Source organism: Paenibacillus sp. GCM10012306 (assembly GCF_042649265.1).
Taxonomy (GTDB): domain Bacteria; phylum Bacillota; class Bacilli; order Paenibacillales; family Paenibacillaceae; genus Paenibacillus_AQ.
Genome location: NZ_JBHRYW010000009.1, coordinates 41,901 through 59,000, shown reverse-complemented (window position 1 = coordinate 59,000; position 17,100 = coordinate 41,901). Strand labels below are relative to the sequence as shown.

12 protein-coding genes are annotated in these 17,100 nt (G+C 48.6%); 3 read left to right on the top strand and 9 right to left on the bottom strand.

Features of this window, described 5'->3' with window-relative positions; all coding sequences use genetic code 11:
* Positions 1-108: 108 nt before the first annotated feature.
* The 3 genes from ACFORK_RS19445 to ACFORK_RS19435 all read right to left on the bottom strand — a co-directional run bounded on the left by ACFORK_RS19445 (position 109) and on the right by ACFORK_RS19435 (position 2,859).
* Positions 109-1,074: a helix-turn-helix transcriptional regulator gene (locus ACFORK_RS19445; RefSeq protein ID WP_379201992.1), complete on the bottom strand. Its 966-nt coding sequence runs from the start codon at positions 1,072-1,074 to the stop codon at positions 109-111.
* 219 nt (positions 1,075-1,293) lie between these two features.
* On the bottom strand, positions 1,294-1,986 hold the full coding sequence (locus ACFORK_RS19440) for a hypothetical protein (RefSeq protein ID WP_379201990.1): 693 nt from the start codon (positions 1,984-1,986) through the stop codon (positions 1,294-1,296).
* A 189-nt stretch (positions 1,987-2,175) separates the two neighbouring features.
* The gene (locus tag ACFORK_RS19435; RefSeq protein WP_379201988.1) at positions 2,176-2,859 is read right to left on the bottom strand and encodes a M50 family metallopeptidase; all 684 of its coding nucleotides are present in this window, start codon (positions 2,857-2,859) and stop codon (positions 2,176-2,178) included.
* Between the two features lie 199 nt (positions 2,860-3,058).
* On the opposite strand from ACFORK_RS19435, the gene ACFORK_RS19430 reads away from it, so the two are divergent.
* The gene (locus ACFORK_RS19430) at positions 3,059-3,526 is read left to right on the top strand and encodes a coiled-coil domain-containing protein (protein ID WP_379201986.1); all 468 of its coding nucleotides are present in this window, start codon (positions 3,059-3,061) and stop codon (positions 3,524-3,526) included.
* 52 nt (positions 3,527-3,578) lie between these two features.
* On the top strand, positions 3,579-4,283 hold the full coding sequence (locus ACFORK_RS19425) for an AIM24 family protein (RefSeq protein ID WP_379202419.1): 705 nt from the start codon (positions 3,579-3,581) through the stop codon (positions 4,281-4,283).
* Positions 4,284-4,335: 52 nt separating this feature from the next.
* Here ACFORK_RS19425 and ACFORK_RS19420 read toward each other — a convergent pair whose 3' ends face one another.
* From ACFORK_RS19420 to ACFORK_RS19395, 6 genes are all read right to left on the bottom strand, one after another.
* Entirely contained in the window at positions 4,336-5,250 is a 915-nt protein-coding gene (locus ACFORK_RS19420) for a methyl-accepting chemotaxis protein (protein ID WP_379201984.1), read from the bottom strand.
* Between the two features lie 22 nt (positions 5,251-5,272).
* Positions 5,273-7,759 (bottom strand): EAL domain-containing protein, encoded by a 2,487-nt coding sequence (locus ACFORK_RS19415; RefSeq protein ID WP_379201981.1) that lies wholly within the window; start codon positions 7,757-7,759, stop codon positions 5,273-5,275.
* Between the two features lie 126 nt (positions 7,760-7,885).
* On the bottom strand, positions 7,886-9,025 hold the full coding sequence (locus tag ACFORK_RS19410; protein ID WP_379201979.1) for a response regulator: 1,140 nt from the start codon (positions 9,023-9,025) through the stop codon (positions 7,886-7,888).
* Entirely contained in the window at positions 9,006-12,092 is a 3,087-nt protein-coding gene (locus ACFORK_RS19405) for a histidine kinase (RefSeq protein ID WP_379201977.1), read from the bottom strand. The genes ACFORK_RS19410 and ACFORK_RS19405 overlap by 20 nt, the downstream gene beginning before the upstream one ends.
* A 289-nt stretch (positions 12,093-12,381) precedes the next feature.
* Positions 12,382-12,837, bottom strand: coding sequence for a Dps family protein (locus ACFORK_RS19400; RefSeq protein WP_379201975.1), 456 nt, complete (start codon positions 12,835-12,837; stop codon positions 12,382-12,384).
* A 411-nt stretch (positions 12,838-13,248) separates the two neighbouring features.
* Positions 13,249-14,721, bottom strand: coding sequence for a potassium/proton antiporter (locus ACFORK_RS19395; RefSeq protein ID WP_379202417.1), 1,473 nt, complete (start codon positions 14,719-14,721; stop codon positions 13,249-13,251).
* Positions 14,722-14,918: 197 nt separating this feature from the next.
* Between ACFORK_RS19395 and ACFORK_RS19390 the strand changes: the two genes are divergently transcribed.
* A complete protein-coding gene (locus tag ACFORK_RS19390) occupies positions 14,919-16,124 on the top strand; it encodes a GNAT family N-acetyltransferase (RefSeq protein WP_379201973.1) in 1,206 nt (401 codons plus the stop codon).
* Positions 16,125-17,100: the final 976 nt, after the last annotated feature.

The window sequence follows — 17,100 nt, the reverse complement described above, 5'->3', positions numbered from 1 at the left end:
TAACATTACTATATAAATCCAAGGTGTACAAGAAAAAATTTATGATATAAACTAACCTTATAAAATTAGTCAGAATACAACTTATGCAAAAAAAGAAAAAAGACTGCGCTATTTATACAGCGACAGCCCTTTTTCCAATTGATGCCGCATAACTTCACGGTAATACGAAGGTTCCACGATTTCCGCTTCTTCCTCAAAACTGAGAATCCAGCGGACAAACGTAAATTCCTGATCCACTGACACTTTGAAATGAAAAAAGCGATTTTCATGATCCACCTTGGCGGGCTTCAGCAACATCCCCTCTCTCTTGATCCGCTCCATGGACCATTCGGAAAACTTAATTTTAAAATCCACCTGCAAGCTATCCTTGTCCAGCGCCCATTTATGTTTCATAAAAGCCTGCAAATCAAAATCGTCTTTGGTAAATCCGTATTTGAGCGGTTTAACATTAGAGAGCCCATTGATATAAAAGGTACGCATTACGCCAAAACGATGACAATAACCAATTAAATAAAATCGATTTTCCAGCAGGATAAGATAATAGGGATCAATATCGATCCCCTTCTCTTCGAGCGAATTCTCACTATAATCGGCTTGTATACTTTTCTGCTTCAGCATGGCGACGAACAACTCAATCAAAAAAGCAGGCGAATCCGGCGACAAGCCGCCTCTTTCCATCCAGGCAGCCCCCACTTCCCTTCCAACGCTCTCCAACTTCTCTTCCTTTTCCGTTCTATGCTTATATTCAGCCGCCATTACTTTCTCATAGGCACTCTCAAAGGCCGGAGGCAATAGCGGTTTGATATCATCCATAAGGTTGCGAAGCTGGCCAAATGCCATCGCTTCATCGTCTGACCAGTCCAGGGGGTACAGCGCAAAATTCCCGATAAAGGCATATCCCTTCCCATGACCCAAGTGCGTGATCGGAATATGCATAGCACTGAGGGCATCCATATCCCGGTAAATCGTCCTTTCACTGTTGCCGCATCGTTCGGCTAACTCCCGGGCCAGAATGCCCGGTTTGGCCTGAACCAGCGTAATAATACGCATCAGCCGGATTAATCGGTCTGTCATATTCAGTTCTCCTTGATTCATGGTAAAATAGACCCATTATTTTTAAATTAATTAGTCGTATATATCTAAAAACCAAGGAAGTAATTACCGAGATTAGGAAAATATAATGGAACTATTTTACTATTTTACCGCAATTATATATCACATTCCCGGTTTTCTGTTCTTGCAAACATGATAATTAAGGCTATTTATGTATAGGTTGTTTTTCGTGTATATGCATTATCTATGTCTTGTCTCGACCATTTTTTCCTTAGGCTGCAGTTCTCTGTCACTCTGTTTGTACAGTGCTTCCGCTTCCTTGAGCAGAGACAAGTCTCCGGATCTGGCGGACAACAGCAGCAAATTATCGGCATGACGGCGAAGGCGCTCTGCAGCCTCGATAAACTGCCCCTTGTCCTTTAGAAGAGTGATTTCATCAAGCACGGTCGGGAATTTCAACAATTCCAGGTGTTTCTCTACATGAAAGCAGACGGTGTCTCTGGCTACAGCTGTGTGACGACTATAATCCAGGCTTAGTTTTTGCAAAGGCAATTCACGGATTCGCCCTCCTGGCGGTTGTTTATAAAACCACTGCACCCATAGGGCATCATGTCTACCAGCCGGCATGGCGGTTGTGGAAAATTCAAGTGCCAGATACTTGTGCTGTCCGCAAAAAATATTCCCCAAGTTCAGCAGCAGTGAGCGTCCTTCTCCTGCTTCTGCCTTGCATCCATGGCATGTGCTGAGATTCAGGTAGGGTTCAAGCCATATTCGCAGTTCGATGTCACGTGCGGCTATTTTATGGCTTCGTTTTCGAAGTTGATCTATCTTTACAATACCTCTCCACTCCACCAGCAAAACAATATTATGGGTCCCGCCTGCAAAAATATGTTCTTGACTCCAAGTAAATATCGGCTGAATACTTGCTTGCATATTTCCACCTCTTTCTTTTTCTGGTTCTTCTATTAATGTACCAATAATGGCGGACAACTCCTTGTCATGGAATATATGTTCGCGTTATAAAATCGACAAAAAAAGAGCCAACTCCGTCAAAAAGACAGGTTGCCCCTTAAAGGTTAACTCTCACATGTCGATATATGTAGAAAAATATACATCCTGCCGCTATCCTCTTCTGCCTGTTCGCACCTGCTGGGCTTTAAAGAAAAATTCCAGGGCCCATTTCGCACACAACAGGGAGAACATAAAGAACAACGCCGCCCAGAAAAACGCTGGGACTCCCGTCAGCCGTGCCAAGTTGCTGGCATCACCGGCTCGGGAAGGTGACGTCACCGATGCGGTGACCAGATAGAGTGTCCCGGTTACAGATTCCTCCAGCGTAAGAAAGGCCAATAATAGATAGTAATACTTGCTGACCTTATCCCAGAAGAATAGCATAACGATGTTCAAGGCGATAAATCCACCCAGCCACAACATTCCGAAACTGCTCCGGACATACAAAAGCAGCATAATTAGCGCTACGCTAGTGGTCAGTCCCAGACCCCAGCTTATCCTTCCTTTTCCATAGAGAAAGAACAGCAGCAGCGCAAACAAAGACGCCAGCGGGTACCCCGCCAATGCTACTCCAATCGCCCGGCCTCCCGCCTGGATAGCCGAATAGGTTACTCCACTATGATCCGCATACAGCTCAATGCGCAGCACCTTACCCGATAAGAGCAGCGTGACCAGCGCATGGCCGAATTCGTGAATCATCGTGTCCAGATTACGGAACAAGGACGAGAACGGAATGAACCGTGTCAAAAAGGCCGATCCGGCCAGGAATAGCAGTGTCTTCACCCATTTATTCATCATGCACCTCCTCTTCCCGTCCACAGTATACGATAAACCCGGTCCGTTCTCAATGAAGGATACATAACCAGGAAACGGTTATCCTCACTATGCGTATTATCGTTTAGCACCTTTGCCTGCCCTTGCTACAAGCTGTCGAACACTGTAAAGCTATGGTAAAATAAAAGGAGAACTAGCCTATTTAGGTGGTGATGCAACAATGAGAAAAAAGTTAACACACTCAGGATTTAAACTGTTATGCTCAGCCCTGCTGTTGCTCGGAATATTCGCATGTCTTCCGGCTCCTTCGGCGCAGGCTAATTATTTCAGCGATCTATATAACGGATTCCAGAAGTTCTCCGAGCTTCCTGGAGAGGTCAACAAGTTGCAAGAAAGCTACCGCCAGACGGTGGAAGAGCTTGAGCGGACCAAGAGCGAACTCGACAAAGCCAAGGATCAGCTGGGTGATACCGTATCACAGAATGCTGCCCTCCAGGAGCAGAACCGCCAGCTCAGCCAGATGGTCGATGAGTTAAGAGATGACCGCCAGGCGCGCGAAAACAACTTCAACCGAATTAAGGTTACTATCATTACAGGGCTAGGCCTGATCTTGGGCTATTTCCTGCTGATCCGGTTAGTCCGCCTAGGTATGCGTAGTCGCTCCAGAAGAAGTGACCGCCTCCGGTAAAACAGGAATGGAGAGCATATAGATAATGACACAGAAAAAGGGGGCAGGCTGGATGAATATTGACGTTCAGGATGAAGGCAACAATACCAGTGGACAAGCCCTGTCCTTCTCCGTTGGTGAGAATGAAATGGTGCATGTGCTGCATCCGCAGCAGATTATCGCTTATCAAGGGCCTTCGTCAGGCCGGGCGGACCGCCTAATGGATGTAAAAGGGATCTATCGCAAGCGCAAGCTGATCCGTTCCGATATGTCCGGCCCCTGCCGCTTCGTGGCGGCACTGCCCCCAGGCTACCGGGTCAAGACACTCGAGCTTACGGGTAATAATGATCTGCTCTACGATTTCAGACATCTCTTCTACTACAGCGAAGGCATAACTATGCAGACTCGCGTGCTCAGTATGAAGAACATGTTGATTACACGCGACATTGTTAAGATCAAATTCTCCGGCAAAGGAAGCATCGGCATTCTCACGGAAGGCACGGTATGCGAAGTCGAGCTGCACCCTTACGAGCCTCTGTATGTAGACGCGGGCAGCATTATTGCTTACCCTGAGAACGCCAAGCTGGAGCTTACCGTATACGGCAATCATCTCGCCAGCCAACATATGAGCTACCACTGGAAAATGACGGGCCATGGCCCTGTTTTATTTCAGGCTGGAACCCAAAACCGGCGTTTCGAACGGGACAACAACGATGACGGAATTATTAAGCGCTTTTTACGGGAAGCCCTGCCATTCGGAGGCGTCTTTATTAAGTAGTCAGGGAGTTGGGGCAATTCATATGCAATTGTGCAGAGCGGGTCGTGATTCTTTAGACCATATGAGTCACATCACCCGCCTTGGCATCCAACTGCCGCGCAGAGGACAGAATGTTGCTAAACTCATTCATGGCAACCTCAATCTGCTGCTGACTTAAGCTCACGTAGTGCTGTACCTCCGTCGTCCCTTTGGAGATTTTTATTATTTCCCGCGCAATCCCCTCAACACTATCCCTGATCTCACTGATGGACTCGTGGGCCCTATTCGACAGTTTCCTCACTTCCTTAGCAACTACATCGAAGCCCCGGCCGTATTCTCCGGCATGTGCGGCTTCAATAGCGGCATTCAGTGACAGCAACTGTGTTTGGGAGGCAATGTCACGAATCGTCTGCGCCACCCCCTGTATGGATTGTGCTTGTGCCTGCAAACCTGCCAGTGTTGCTATATTATTGGCGGATACGCCAGCAATCACAGAGATACTGTCTAGCAGTTCCTGATTGCGTTCAATCCCCTGTTCGGCACGAGCATTCAGACTAGTGGACATCTGCTTCAGCTCCTCTACAACCGTGGAGATATGATTTTGACGGTTCGTAATATTGGTCGCAATCTTGCATACTCCCAACATGTGCTCGCCAGCATCATCATAGATTGGCATGTACGTGGCCTCCAGCCATATAGGATGACCTTTGGCATCTCTACGTTCAATCTTGTCCTGAAAGCTTGTACCACTCATGATGCTATCCCAGAATTGTTCATAAGCAAGACTTTCCGTGAATTCGGGAAAGCACAATTCCCGGTGTAGCATACCTTGCATTTCTTCTGGTGTATATCCCATCGTCTTCGCGAAAATTTCATTCACATACGTGACCCGGCGCTGCAGATCGAATCGAATCATCGCCAGATTAAGTTCCAGCGCCTTGATTACATTGGTATCCTTGATTGGATCCTTCAGATGTTCTATGCTCATCTTCAACCTCTTCCTCCATACCTCAAGACAAAATGGTTTGTTGGTCTCTGCGCTGCTCCATAAATTCAGACCCTTCACGGCGAGGAACGAAAAACTGTTGCTCCACATCGTCAGCCGACAAAGGGCGGCTGTAAAAATACCCCTGAACTTCATTGCAATTCTGTGCGGTCAGTATGTCCAATTGTGCTCTGGTCTCTATCCCCTCTGCAATTACGTCCATATTTAACTGTCTAGCCATCGTAATGATCGTGGAGACAATCGCTTTGTCATTTGAATTCACAGCCAAATCCTGAATGAAGGAACGGTCGATCTTCACCTTATGAATCGGGAACATTTTCAGATAGCTGAATGAACTGTAGCCTGTACCGAAATCATCCAGACTGATCCGAATGCCATATTCGGTCAGCTGATTAAGAATATCGAAAGATACCTTCGCATCCATCATCATACTCTCCGTAATCTCCAGTTCAAGATATTGAGGCAGAAGCCCTGTATCCAACAAAATGCGCTTGATCTGTTCTACCAGATTAGGTTGATGGAACTGCTGGGAGGACAGGTTAACCGCGATCGGCACCATCGGCCCACCAGCTTGATGCCATTCATACATTTGGCGACAAGCTTCATACAGCACCTGATTCCCCAGCTCCACAATCAAACCCGTTTCTTCAGCCAGCGAAATAAATGCATCGGGTGGCAATAACCCGCGCACCGGATGATTCCATCTTACCAATGCCTCTATGCCGATCATGTGGACATCACCTGTCCGAATCTGCGGCTGATAGTGCAGCACAAGTTCTTTGCGCTCCAGCGCTTTTCTCAGATCGGCTTCCAGTTCGATCCGTTCCTGTAGAACGGCGTACAATTCGGTTGAATAAAACTGATGGCCGTTTTTGCCGTTCTTCTTGACTTCATACATCGCTGTATCTGCATTCTTCAACAGCTGTACGACATCTTGACCATGGTCCGGGAAGATAGCAATTCCAATACTAGCCGTGACGTAAAATTCATTATCCTTCAAATAGTAAGGTTGTCCGATCTCCTGAATGATCTCATCGGCCAAATCAGCAGCATTCTCCACATCCGCATCCGGATAAAACAATACCGCGAATTCATCTCCTCCCATGCGCGCCAGCATCACCTGCCCACTATCCACGATTTGAAGAATCCGGCTGCTTACTTCCTGCAAGAAGAGATCACCGTAGATATGACCCAGTGAATCATTGATCATCTTGAACCGGTCAATGTCCATAACCATCACGGCGAAGGGTTGCTGATTCTGACTTCGGGCTTTTATCATCTCTGATAAGGTCTGATTGAACTGACGACGGTTAGGCAGACCTGTCAGTTCATCATGGAACGCGAGATGACGATGCTTCTCCTCAGCCCGCTTCTCTTCAGTAATATCGCGCAGAATAATGTAGTTGCCCACTACCTGCTCATCCACAAAGACAGGGGCCAGTACTACACTGACATGAATTCTGCCCTGACTGCCATGCCTCAGAACGGTCTCATAACGTATAGCTTCTCCATCAATCGTTCGCAGAAAGAACTCCTTCATACGCCCCTGCTCCTCTTCGACAACCAAAGGCAGGAGCGATGCTACGGGACTGCATCTGAATTCCTTTTCCCGAATGCCGGTTATCCGCGCGGCCGCAGGATTGATACCGATAATCTGCCGATGCAGGTCGATTGAAATGATGCCGTCCTGATTGTGCTCATAGAGCGACCTGTACCACTTCTCATTCTCCTGCTTCTCTAAGGCCTGTTTGGAAAAGAGTCTCGAGATGTACAACCCGATCAACGACAAGCCTAGCGTAAACAGAGTCCCGGCAGCGATGATATAGCCTAACTTTTTCTGGTCCAGGATCTGGCTTAGAGGCGCTAGCATTCGTTCCGTAGAGGTCCCTGGCTCAAAATGGGCTGCCAACATCCCGGTATAATGCATTCCAGCAATCGCCGCCCCCATGATCAAAGCACTGCCAATTTTCTTGATATAACCACTGCGTGTACCCTGCTGAACAAAATATAAGGATAGCCATAATGCAGTAATGGACGCCACAAACGCAATCAATATAGACAGAGCTACATAACCGATGTCATAAGAGATATTGACTTGCATGGCATACATGCCTATATAATGCATGGCTGAAATTCCGAATGCGAATAATGAGGCCCCCCCGAGCAATTGGCCCCTGGATAGCTTATGCCTGCTCAGAACTAACAAAGCCACAAACGATGCCACAATCCCCACTACTACTGAAAGAAGCACGACCAACAGGTCATAATACACAGGGAACGGTAGATTCATAGACATCATGCCGACAAAATGCATGGACCAAATCCCCATCCCCATCACAATGGAGCCGAAAAATTTCCACAGCCACCGCCTTCGTCCCTTAGTATTGTTTATCCGCCCAGCCAAGTCCAAGACATTGAATGAAGCGGCCACGGCAATCAGATAGGAAATGATCACCAGCATATAATCGTGCGAACTGTGAATATGATTCATCATTAGGCCTCTTTTTTCTTAATAATTACGAATATTATAAGTGATCGATTTGAAAGATTTCTGAAATTGTATCATGTCAAATAGACCCGCTTGCCCAGCAAGCGGATCTAGAGCTTGATGTATACACTATTTCGTGTCTGCACTTCCTGGACCTTCCTCTTTCCACGCCTCAAACCATCGCTGCACCTTCGGATGTGGCACCATATCCATATCTCTGCGCAGCATCCGAGCCAGCAATTCATATTGGTATTCAACCGAACGCCGCTCCCCCATTACGTTGTAGAGCTGCATCAATTCGAAGTAAATGCTCTCTTCATTCGGCAGCACCCGTTGGACTTTAAGATACAGGGCTACTGCTTCCTCATTCTGCTGTGTATCCATATAGTAACCTGCCAGCAGACGGATGTGCCGGACCCAGAGGACACGCAATCTTGTCCGCTCCATCTCAGCCCATTCAAAAGCATACTCACCGAAGTAGTCTCCCTTGTACAGCGAAGCAATCTGCAAGTGCGTAGCCAGTGTGAATTCATTCAGAGCAGGCGCCACGGCCAATTGTTTTTCCCAAGTCTCAATATCCACTACAGCGCCGTTCAGCTCAAGCATATATCCTTCCTCCAGATTGGAAATCTGGATATTGATATACTCAGCCTGCAACTGTTTGCGAATCTGATATATGGCCGTATAGAGCTGGGTTACACCGCGCTTCCACTCGACCCCCGGCCACAACCGCTCCAGCAGCACTTCCTTTCGAACAGGCTTACCTCTATTTTGAAGCAAAAAACAGAACAGCTCCTGGGCCCTGAATGTCTTCCAGCGCACAGCCGCCTTAGGCTGCCCGGCTTGTTCAAATTTCAAACAACCGAAGCAATGAATTTTAAATACCGGGTCTGTTGCAGGTACTGTACCGGTTGCGGCAGAGTTCAGCCGCGAAATCGTCTTGGCCAGTCGCTCGGTCTGGAGCGGCTTCAAGAGATAATCCAAAGAGTTCAGCTCAAAGGCTTTGACTGCATAATCATCGAAAACCGTGACAAAAACAATGTGTGTATTCGGAAGCTGCTGCAAAATATGCTCGGCCAGTTCAATTCCGCTCATCTCGGGCATCTCAATATCCAGAAAAACGACCTCAGGTTGTTCCTGGAGAATATGCTTTAATGCCTGTTTCGGGCTTCTGAACGTTCCGATAACCTCAATTTCACTTAAATGCTGCAGTTCCTCCGCCAAATGTGTCAGAGCAAGGGGTTCATCATCAATCAATATGGCTCTCATGGATACCCACCTTTTCGACCGGAAGTCGGATTTGAATTTCTGTGCCCTTATCAAGCTCGCTGTGGATGAGAAGACCGTATCCGAACAGCTGCTTGAGTCTACGATCGATGTTGCGGATGCCAATGCCTCCTTCTCTGGAGGCCGTGTCCAGTATATTCGCCACCGTTTCCGGGGTCATCCCTACCCCATCATCCTTGATGGAGATCCAAATGTACTCAGTGTCACCACTGACCACAATCCCGAGCGTCCCGCCCTCAGCCCGGCGCATGATTCCATGCCGCACTGCGTTCTCCACAAGCGGCTGAATCGTCAACGGTGGAATCCGGAATTGGGTGGAGGTGAGAAGCTCGATCTCGAAATTCAGCCAATCCTCAAAACGGACCTTTTCAATATGAAGATAGGATTGTACAAGCTTCAGCTCCCGTTCAAAAGGCGTCAGCGGCTGTGAACTGTCAAACCGGAAACTTTCCCGCAAATAATGACCCAATTCGGCCAACAACTGATTCATTTGCTCTGGTCTACGTTTACTCAGTGCAGCGATAGAATTTAGAGTATTGAACAGAAAATGCGGCTTGATCTGCGCCTGTAGGAAGCCCAGCTCCATCCGGATTCGTTCAGTCACCGAGCGTTTCATCTGCACAAGAGTGCGAACACGTACACGCAGCTCGGAAGCCTCAATCGGTTTTTTCAAAAAATCATTGGCCCCAGCCAGACCCGCTTCTATCGCTTGATCCGCATGTCCCGGGGAAGTCAGCAGGAGAATCGGCAGTTCGAACAAGGTATACTGCTCACGAATGGCGCGGCATATCCTTGCCCCCGAGGTGCCTGGCAATGTGCGGTTCACGATCACGAGATCTATCTTGGATAACTCGTGGATTCGATCCCTCAACTGCTCGGGTGTTCTGATTACGGTAATCTCATGCTGATCCTGAGCAAGGATAGCCTGAACAATTCTCAAATTCAGCACATCATCATCGATCACAAGAATGTTGCCTTCAGAGAAATCCATATCGCTATCCCGATTCTGCTTATGTACAGCCCAGGGGCTATCCATCAAAACGATGTCGTTCTTAGAATGAAGCTTAGGCAACCCTGAGACTAACGTATCAACTTCATGCCTCCCCACCGACGGAAACGTGACAATAAACGAGATTTCTCGTTCAAATTCCGTAACAACCCTTGACGTCCCCTGATGCAAATCAACGAGTCTTTTGATCAGGAACAGACCGAGTCCGTCATTGCTCTGCATGAATTTGGAATCCGCCACCTGGCTCCATATCTCCCTGACCAAGGATTGCTGTACAGTGGTGATGCCTTTGCCATACAGTTGAATGCGAATTTCAGTAAAATCCTCGTAGGAAATCCCATCAACGGTAATGGCGCCCTCCATCATAAGCTTGATTCCCTGCTGAAGAAATCCCGTCAAAATCTGATACAGCCGCTGCTCATCCGCAATCATCGGAGACATCGTCTTCTCAATACGATTGGTCATCATAATCGAATCGTTATAGATCATATAGCGGGTACGCTCAATAACCTCATCCATAACTGCGTACAAATCCACTGGACGAAGATGTAGTCTGATCTCCTGCTCCTGCAGGCGAGAGAAATCCAGCAGATCATCAACCAGCCGCCGCATCGTCCACCCTACTGATGTCACGAGCTGCAAATCTGCCCGTTGTTCTGGGGTCAGTCCCTCATCCGAATGCAATCTGGCGTCTGTGATACTAATGACCGCATTTAACGGTATCTTCATCTGTTCCGATACGCTCGCAGTGAATTCATTCTTTATCCGTTCCATCCGTTTGATCTCAGAGGTCAGCATTTTCAGCTTGTGATAAGCTACCAAAAATTGATGCATAAACATCAGTACGAAAAAGCTCGTGAACAGGAGAACCTGCAGGAAATACCAGAGGCCCATATGATTAAGTCCAACCTGCATCAGCATGTTAGAAAAACAATGCGCAGCAAATAGAAAAAACGATAAAAATTGATAAATACTATATCGGTCTCCATGCTTCATCGCGCGCAAAAGAACAATGAGCACATATCCAAACACAGCTGTCCCCTCCAAAATTAACACCGGAGTAAACCGGGTTAATATAGATAACGGAGAGCCCAGCATGAGGCCAATAAGGATGATATTAAAAACAATGATTCCACGCTTAACCCACTTACATGTCCGCATAGTCTCCTGCCTGCACACGAACATAAACATCCAAAAGGTGACGCTAAGCATAGACAGCCAATAAAGGATCACAATCAGGCGGAATGAAATTGCTGGCCAAATCGTAAATATCCATCTTGTCCCTTGGAACAAGGCAGGGAAAATCAGGCTTAGGAAAAACAGAGAAATATAGATCCAACCATTCTTCGGGGCTTGAAAGTGCATAAACCCAAAGAAAAAACTTAGAAAACCAAAGATAACAACTATGCCAAATTCCAAAGCGGCGTCACGCTGCCCCCCCTTGTACAGGGAATCCACCGTCCCGATCTGAATGGGTAGAACAATTCCCCCACTGGATGCAAAATCATAGTTAGCCACCTGTACATACAAATCAAGAATGCCACCCTTATATTCAGTACGTGATATGTATGGTTTGACTCCGGGCCTGTAGTCTTTGCTATCTGCAGATACACTGCCCTGTGAGCCAACCTCCCGTCCATCTATGAACAAACGGTGAGATGTGCGAATAAGTGGAACCCGAAAGCCAATCTCATTCGCTTCCTCTTTCAGTAGGACCTGCAGGCGATATGTTCCATATCCTAATGCGTTCTTGTGAAAAATAGGTTCGATGGCATTTCTCCAGTTGCCAGGCACCTGAATGAAACGCATTGTGGAGCCACTCGTCTCTTCCTCCGCTCCGGTTAGGAGTTGTTCAGGGTAGAACATCCACTCCCCCAGCAGAGCGGTGCTCCCACTGTTCATACTTTTTCCTGAGCGCAAATCCAGTACGCCCTGTCGGGCCTTGGGCTGACCTGTGGATTGGAGATAAGACAGGGCTGTCAGCCCAATAAACACCGCAACAACAATCACTATAAACCATATATATTTTGTACGACTCAATAGGCTAACCCCATCTAGTAAAATATGTTTATCGTATGTTTGCGTACTTATGAAGGTATCGTAACACAAATGAAGGGCCTGTTCATTAATAGGCTGAACCAAATACACTGCGACGGCTCTCAAAGCCCTGTCCAGATTAGGTTTATTACCAATAAATTAACTTCTATAACTTTATTGTAGTAGTCATCGACAATTATATTATTCACCTGGACGCAGCAAAAAGGCGCCCATGCGCATGAACCTGCGCAGGGCGCTTACTTGTTAATATAGGATTACAGCATTAGCAGGCTTAACCAAGATAAGCGTTCAGCATCCAGACATGCTTCTCTACACTGCTTCTGATGCCAATCAGCAGGTCCGCTGTAGGCTGGTCACCAAGTTCTTCCGCAGCGCTAATCGCTTCCTTGGTCTCTTCGGCGATGGAAGTAAAGTCCTTGACTAGCCCAGCTACCATATCATGAGCACTCTCGCCGCCACGTGCTTCTTTCAATCCGGAGAGGGCCAGGTATTGCTTCATCGTCGAGGCAGGTTGTCCACCAATGGACAACAAGCGTTCCGCCAATTCATCCACATATCCGCCAGCTTCATTGTAGAATTCCTCAAATTTCTCATGCAGGGTAAAAAACTGTGGTCCGCTCACATACCAATGATAATGATGCAGCTTCACTCCGAGCAATGTCCAGTTGGCGGTCTGACGGTTCAACGCAGCTTGCAGTTCCGTTTGATTCTTCAATTGTGTACTCATTAATAAAACCTCCCAAAATCATTTATTATATTTAGACTCGTTCTAAATCTATATTTAATTTAACACATCTTTAACACTTTTGCAATCTATTCTCCCAATCAGACCAAACGTAGCATAACTACCTGTCCAACGCATATTATTTGCGTCACACTAAAGAAAAATTCTTCCATTTTCAAAGTAAACTGGGAGAAAGCTACTTAGTAAGGTTGTCACTCTGGAGAAGGTTTAGACTTTCGGAAGCTATTGTCTCCAGATTTCTTTAACTTGTATCGCTTATTCACAGATAAATCCGGAGGGCTTACGCTTCCGATACGGTCCTGCCTGTGAACTGCTTTTTTGCGGTCACTATCGCTCCTTCAGTTCCAAACTTGATCTTTATTCCGTTCCCCTTATATTACAATTTTGTTCAGTCTATACCGTACGCTCCCCTGCCGCCCTTCTTGGACCACACCGGAAAAGGGCCCGCATCTCCTCCCGCTTGGCCTTCGGACTCAGCACATACACCGTATCTCCAGGTTGGATCGTCGTGCTGCCATGTGGAGTCACGATGTTCTTGTCACGGATAATCGCCGTAAACAGAATATCCTCCGGTAGCCCCATATCGGCGATCTGCTTGCCGGCAATCGGCATCAGCGGGTTGATCCCAATATGATTGAACTCGCAATCCGTTCTTCCTAAGGCCACCAGTTCCATAAGCGACGGCTGTGTGTTATCGTCCTGTCCGATCAGCTTTAACCGTGAGGCCAGCGGAGAAATCGTTGTCCCCTGGATGACCGCTGAGGTCAGCACAACGAAAAAGACGACATTGAAAAACTGACGGCCATGGTCAAGGCCAGCCAGCAGCGGATAGGTAGCGAGCACAATGGGGACAGCCCCGCGAAGACCCGCCCAGGAGATCAGCGTCTTCTCCCGCAAGGAGAACTTGGCGAACATCAGGCTAAGGAATACCCCGATGGGCCGGGCAACAAGCATCAGAATGACGGACAGCAGGAGACCCTGCCAGGCGATAGCCGACAAATCCTGCGGGAATACGAGCAACCCCAGCAGAATAAACATGGCGATCTGCATCATCCAGGCAAACCCGTGATTGAAATTCATAATGGTCCGGTGATACACCAGCTCGGAGTTGCCCAAGGTGAGACCCATGACATAAACAGCCAGCAGACCACTGCTATGCGTCAATGCCGCGACTCCATACGTAAGTACAGCGAAGCCGATGGCCAGCACCGGATAGAGCCCGGAGGAGTCCAGGTTAATCACATTGATGAGATAGATGGCCAGCCTACCGAGCAGAATCCCTAGCAGCAGACCCAGCCCCATTTCCCATATAAAAGAGAAGATCAGGCTCCACCACGCCCCACTCGGATGCTGAATCCAATCAATCAGTGTGACCGTCAGGAATACGGCCATGGGATCATTGCTGCCTGATTCTGCTTCCAGCGTAGAGGTTAGACGTTTGTCGATATTTTTGCCGCCAAGTACGGAAAAAACAGCGGCTGCATCCGTGGAACCTACAATGGCTCCGAACAGCAGGCTTTCCGGCCAGGGAACATCAAGGACAAATCTGGCAAATACGCCGACTACACCGGTAGTCACCAACACCCCAATTGTGGATAACGACAGGGCCGGCCAGATCACTGGCCGAATATCCTTCAGATTCGTCTGCATGCCGCCCTCGAACAGTATGACAACCAAGGCAAAAATACCGGCCACCTGCGTCAGTGACGCATTGTTGAAATAAATGAAATGGCTCAGGACCATTCCAGCGGCAATAAAAAGCACCAGCGCTGGCATGCCGAAGCGGGAGGAGAACTTGGTAGACAGCACCCCAACCAGCAGCAGCGCTGCCAGTAACATAATAACTTGATCCGCCAGATGACTCATCGTGATCTTCACACCCTTTCTATATCGGGGTAACGCCGCACGGCTGCGGCCGTATCCTTCCATTATTACCCGAATTCCCGTCTACCTAAGACACTTGGTAGTATGGACAAGACTGGATATTAAATCTCACTGTCCTTATACTTTAATTATTAAAATTGTTCCGACTACTTCATTTCATACCGGGGGGCAAACTATAAATGCAACTAAGATTAATCAGAAATAACGAGCTGGATCAAGCCGCTGCACTGGCAGACGACATTTTTCGAAATGAAGGTGACCTCTCCATGAAGCAGCTCTTCCCGGCGATTTTCCAGCCGGGAACCAGCCATTCTTATGGTGCTTTTACCAGTGACGGGACACTGGCGGCGTTTATGGGACTTGTCCCCTCTGTCATTCAGACCGAGGAAATCCTGCTGGAGGTCTTCTCCATCGGGGCGGTGTGCACTGCCCCGGCTTATCGGGGAGTCGGCTTGGCCGGACAGCTACTCAAGCTGTGCCAGGCCCATGCGGCCAGAGCGGGAGCGTCGTTGATCTTCGTGTCCGGCGACCGCTCGCTGTATGAACGGGCAGGCTGCGTACCCTTCGGCGCAGCCGTGCATGCCGAGTTGACCCAGAACTCGGCACAGGCCCTTGCCGCTGCGGCTGGAGACGCTTGGAGTCTGCGGCCGATGCAGCCGGGCGACCTGCTCGCGGTCAACCGGCTGCTCCTGTCCCGGCAGGCCGGACATGTCCACAGTCCGGCCGAGCTGGGTCTGCTGCTGGGGGCCGCGGCGTACGCGGGGGTGCTGGGCTTGCCCCAGCGCACCCTCGTCGCGGAACGTGACGGCAGCATTGAGGGCTTCGCCGCCGTTGCGGTGCAGCCAGCGGCGGGCGATGACGCCGGAGCCGGGCGGCCGGCGGCGGGCGATGACGCCGGGGCTGGGCAGCCAGCGGCGGGCGATGACGCCGGGGCTGGGCAGCCAGCGGCGGGCGATGGCGCCGGAGCTGGGCGGCCGGCGGCAGAGAGTGACGCGCCGAACCAGGGGACGGCGCTGGAATGGGCCGGGCGGCCGGAAGCGGTAGCTGCGCTACTGGCCAAGGCCGCCCTCTGCACCGGCACCAGCACGTTGCAGGTGCCGGTGCCATGGCAGGAGCGCAGCCTGCTGTCGCTGCTGCGCGATGCCCGCGCCGCCATGACGAGCGGCGCGAACAGCGGCACGGTCTGCATCGCTGACCGTGAGGCCTTGCTGCGGCAGACCGAGGCGTTCCGGACAAGCCGGAACATTGACCTCTCCGCCGCAACAGATGACCGTGAGCTGATCTCGCTGCTCTTCGATCCCGCCAGCCCGCTTGCCCCGGCCGGAACTCCGGAAGGGGACGCTACGCTGCCCCTGCCTTACATGGCCGGGCTGAACTTTATTTAATCCGGGACAAGGGTCGCCGACCCCATTGTCCCTTCAATCATTCCACCGTGCTAAATGCAGCACGGTGAGAAATGAATAAGCCTCCGACCCGCTTAATCTACGGGTGGAGGCTTTTTAATAATATATAAAACGCATTTAAAAACACAATGTCATTTCGGAAATAGACATCGGCATCTAAATAACACGCTCTGTTATCCTAAGATATAAAATGAGCCCTTGATTTACAAGAATTCCATTCCTTCAGGTGGCAATTACACCGACAAGACCGCTTTACTCCATAGGGCATGGGAATAGCGGGAATGATTCCTGTTATATTGATTAAATCCTCTTCTTTTTTAAGAACAACTGGAAAAACTCAGACTGTTGAGAAAGTAGTTGTTTTGAGAAAATCCATAATTAAACCCTTGATTAATGAACCTATCTCGAAATCAGGACTTGCTTCTTGTTCCATCTGGTAACGGACCCTAGAGACGCTATTTCCTAACACCTGACCATTCCAAAAAATAACGGACTCCATAGACGTTATGAGCAGAAATCCTGTGTAAAATCCACGGTTTGGAAGGAAATAGCGGCACCTGAGTCCGTTACATGTTCCAGAAGCTGCTTGATGTGCAAATAACGACGATAGGGTCCGTTAGCCCCCATGCATAAGTTTCAACCTTCTGAAGCAGTGGTTTTGGCAAGCACTGATGATGAATTTGAGCCTGATTTATAAGGCTATTTCTCGCCAACAATCGTAGAGAATGGTGTTTCTCGACAGTCTAAAAAACTCCCGTTAAATACCTTTTATCTATGCAATGACGGAGAAAAGAGGCTTTTTAACGGGAGAAATTCTCTTTGTTTATTACAAATAAGGTTAAATAAAATAATTAAAGGTATATTTCCCTGTTAATAAAGCCCCACTTATTCTCGAACGTAATCCCTCAAGTTACACCCTTGTATATCAAGAGTTTCCCCTATCCAGGATGTTAGACTT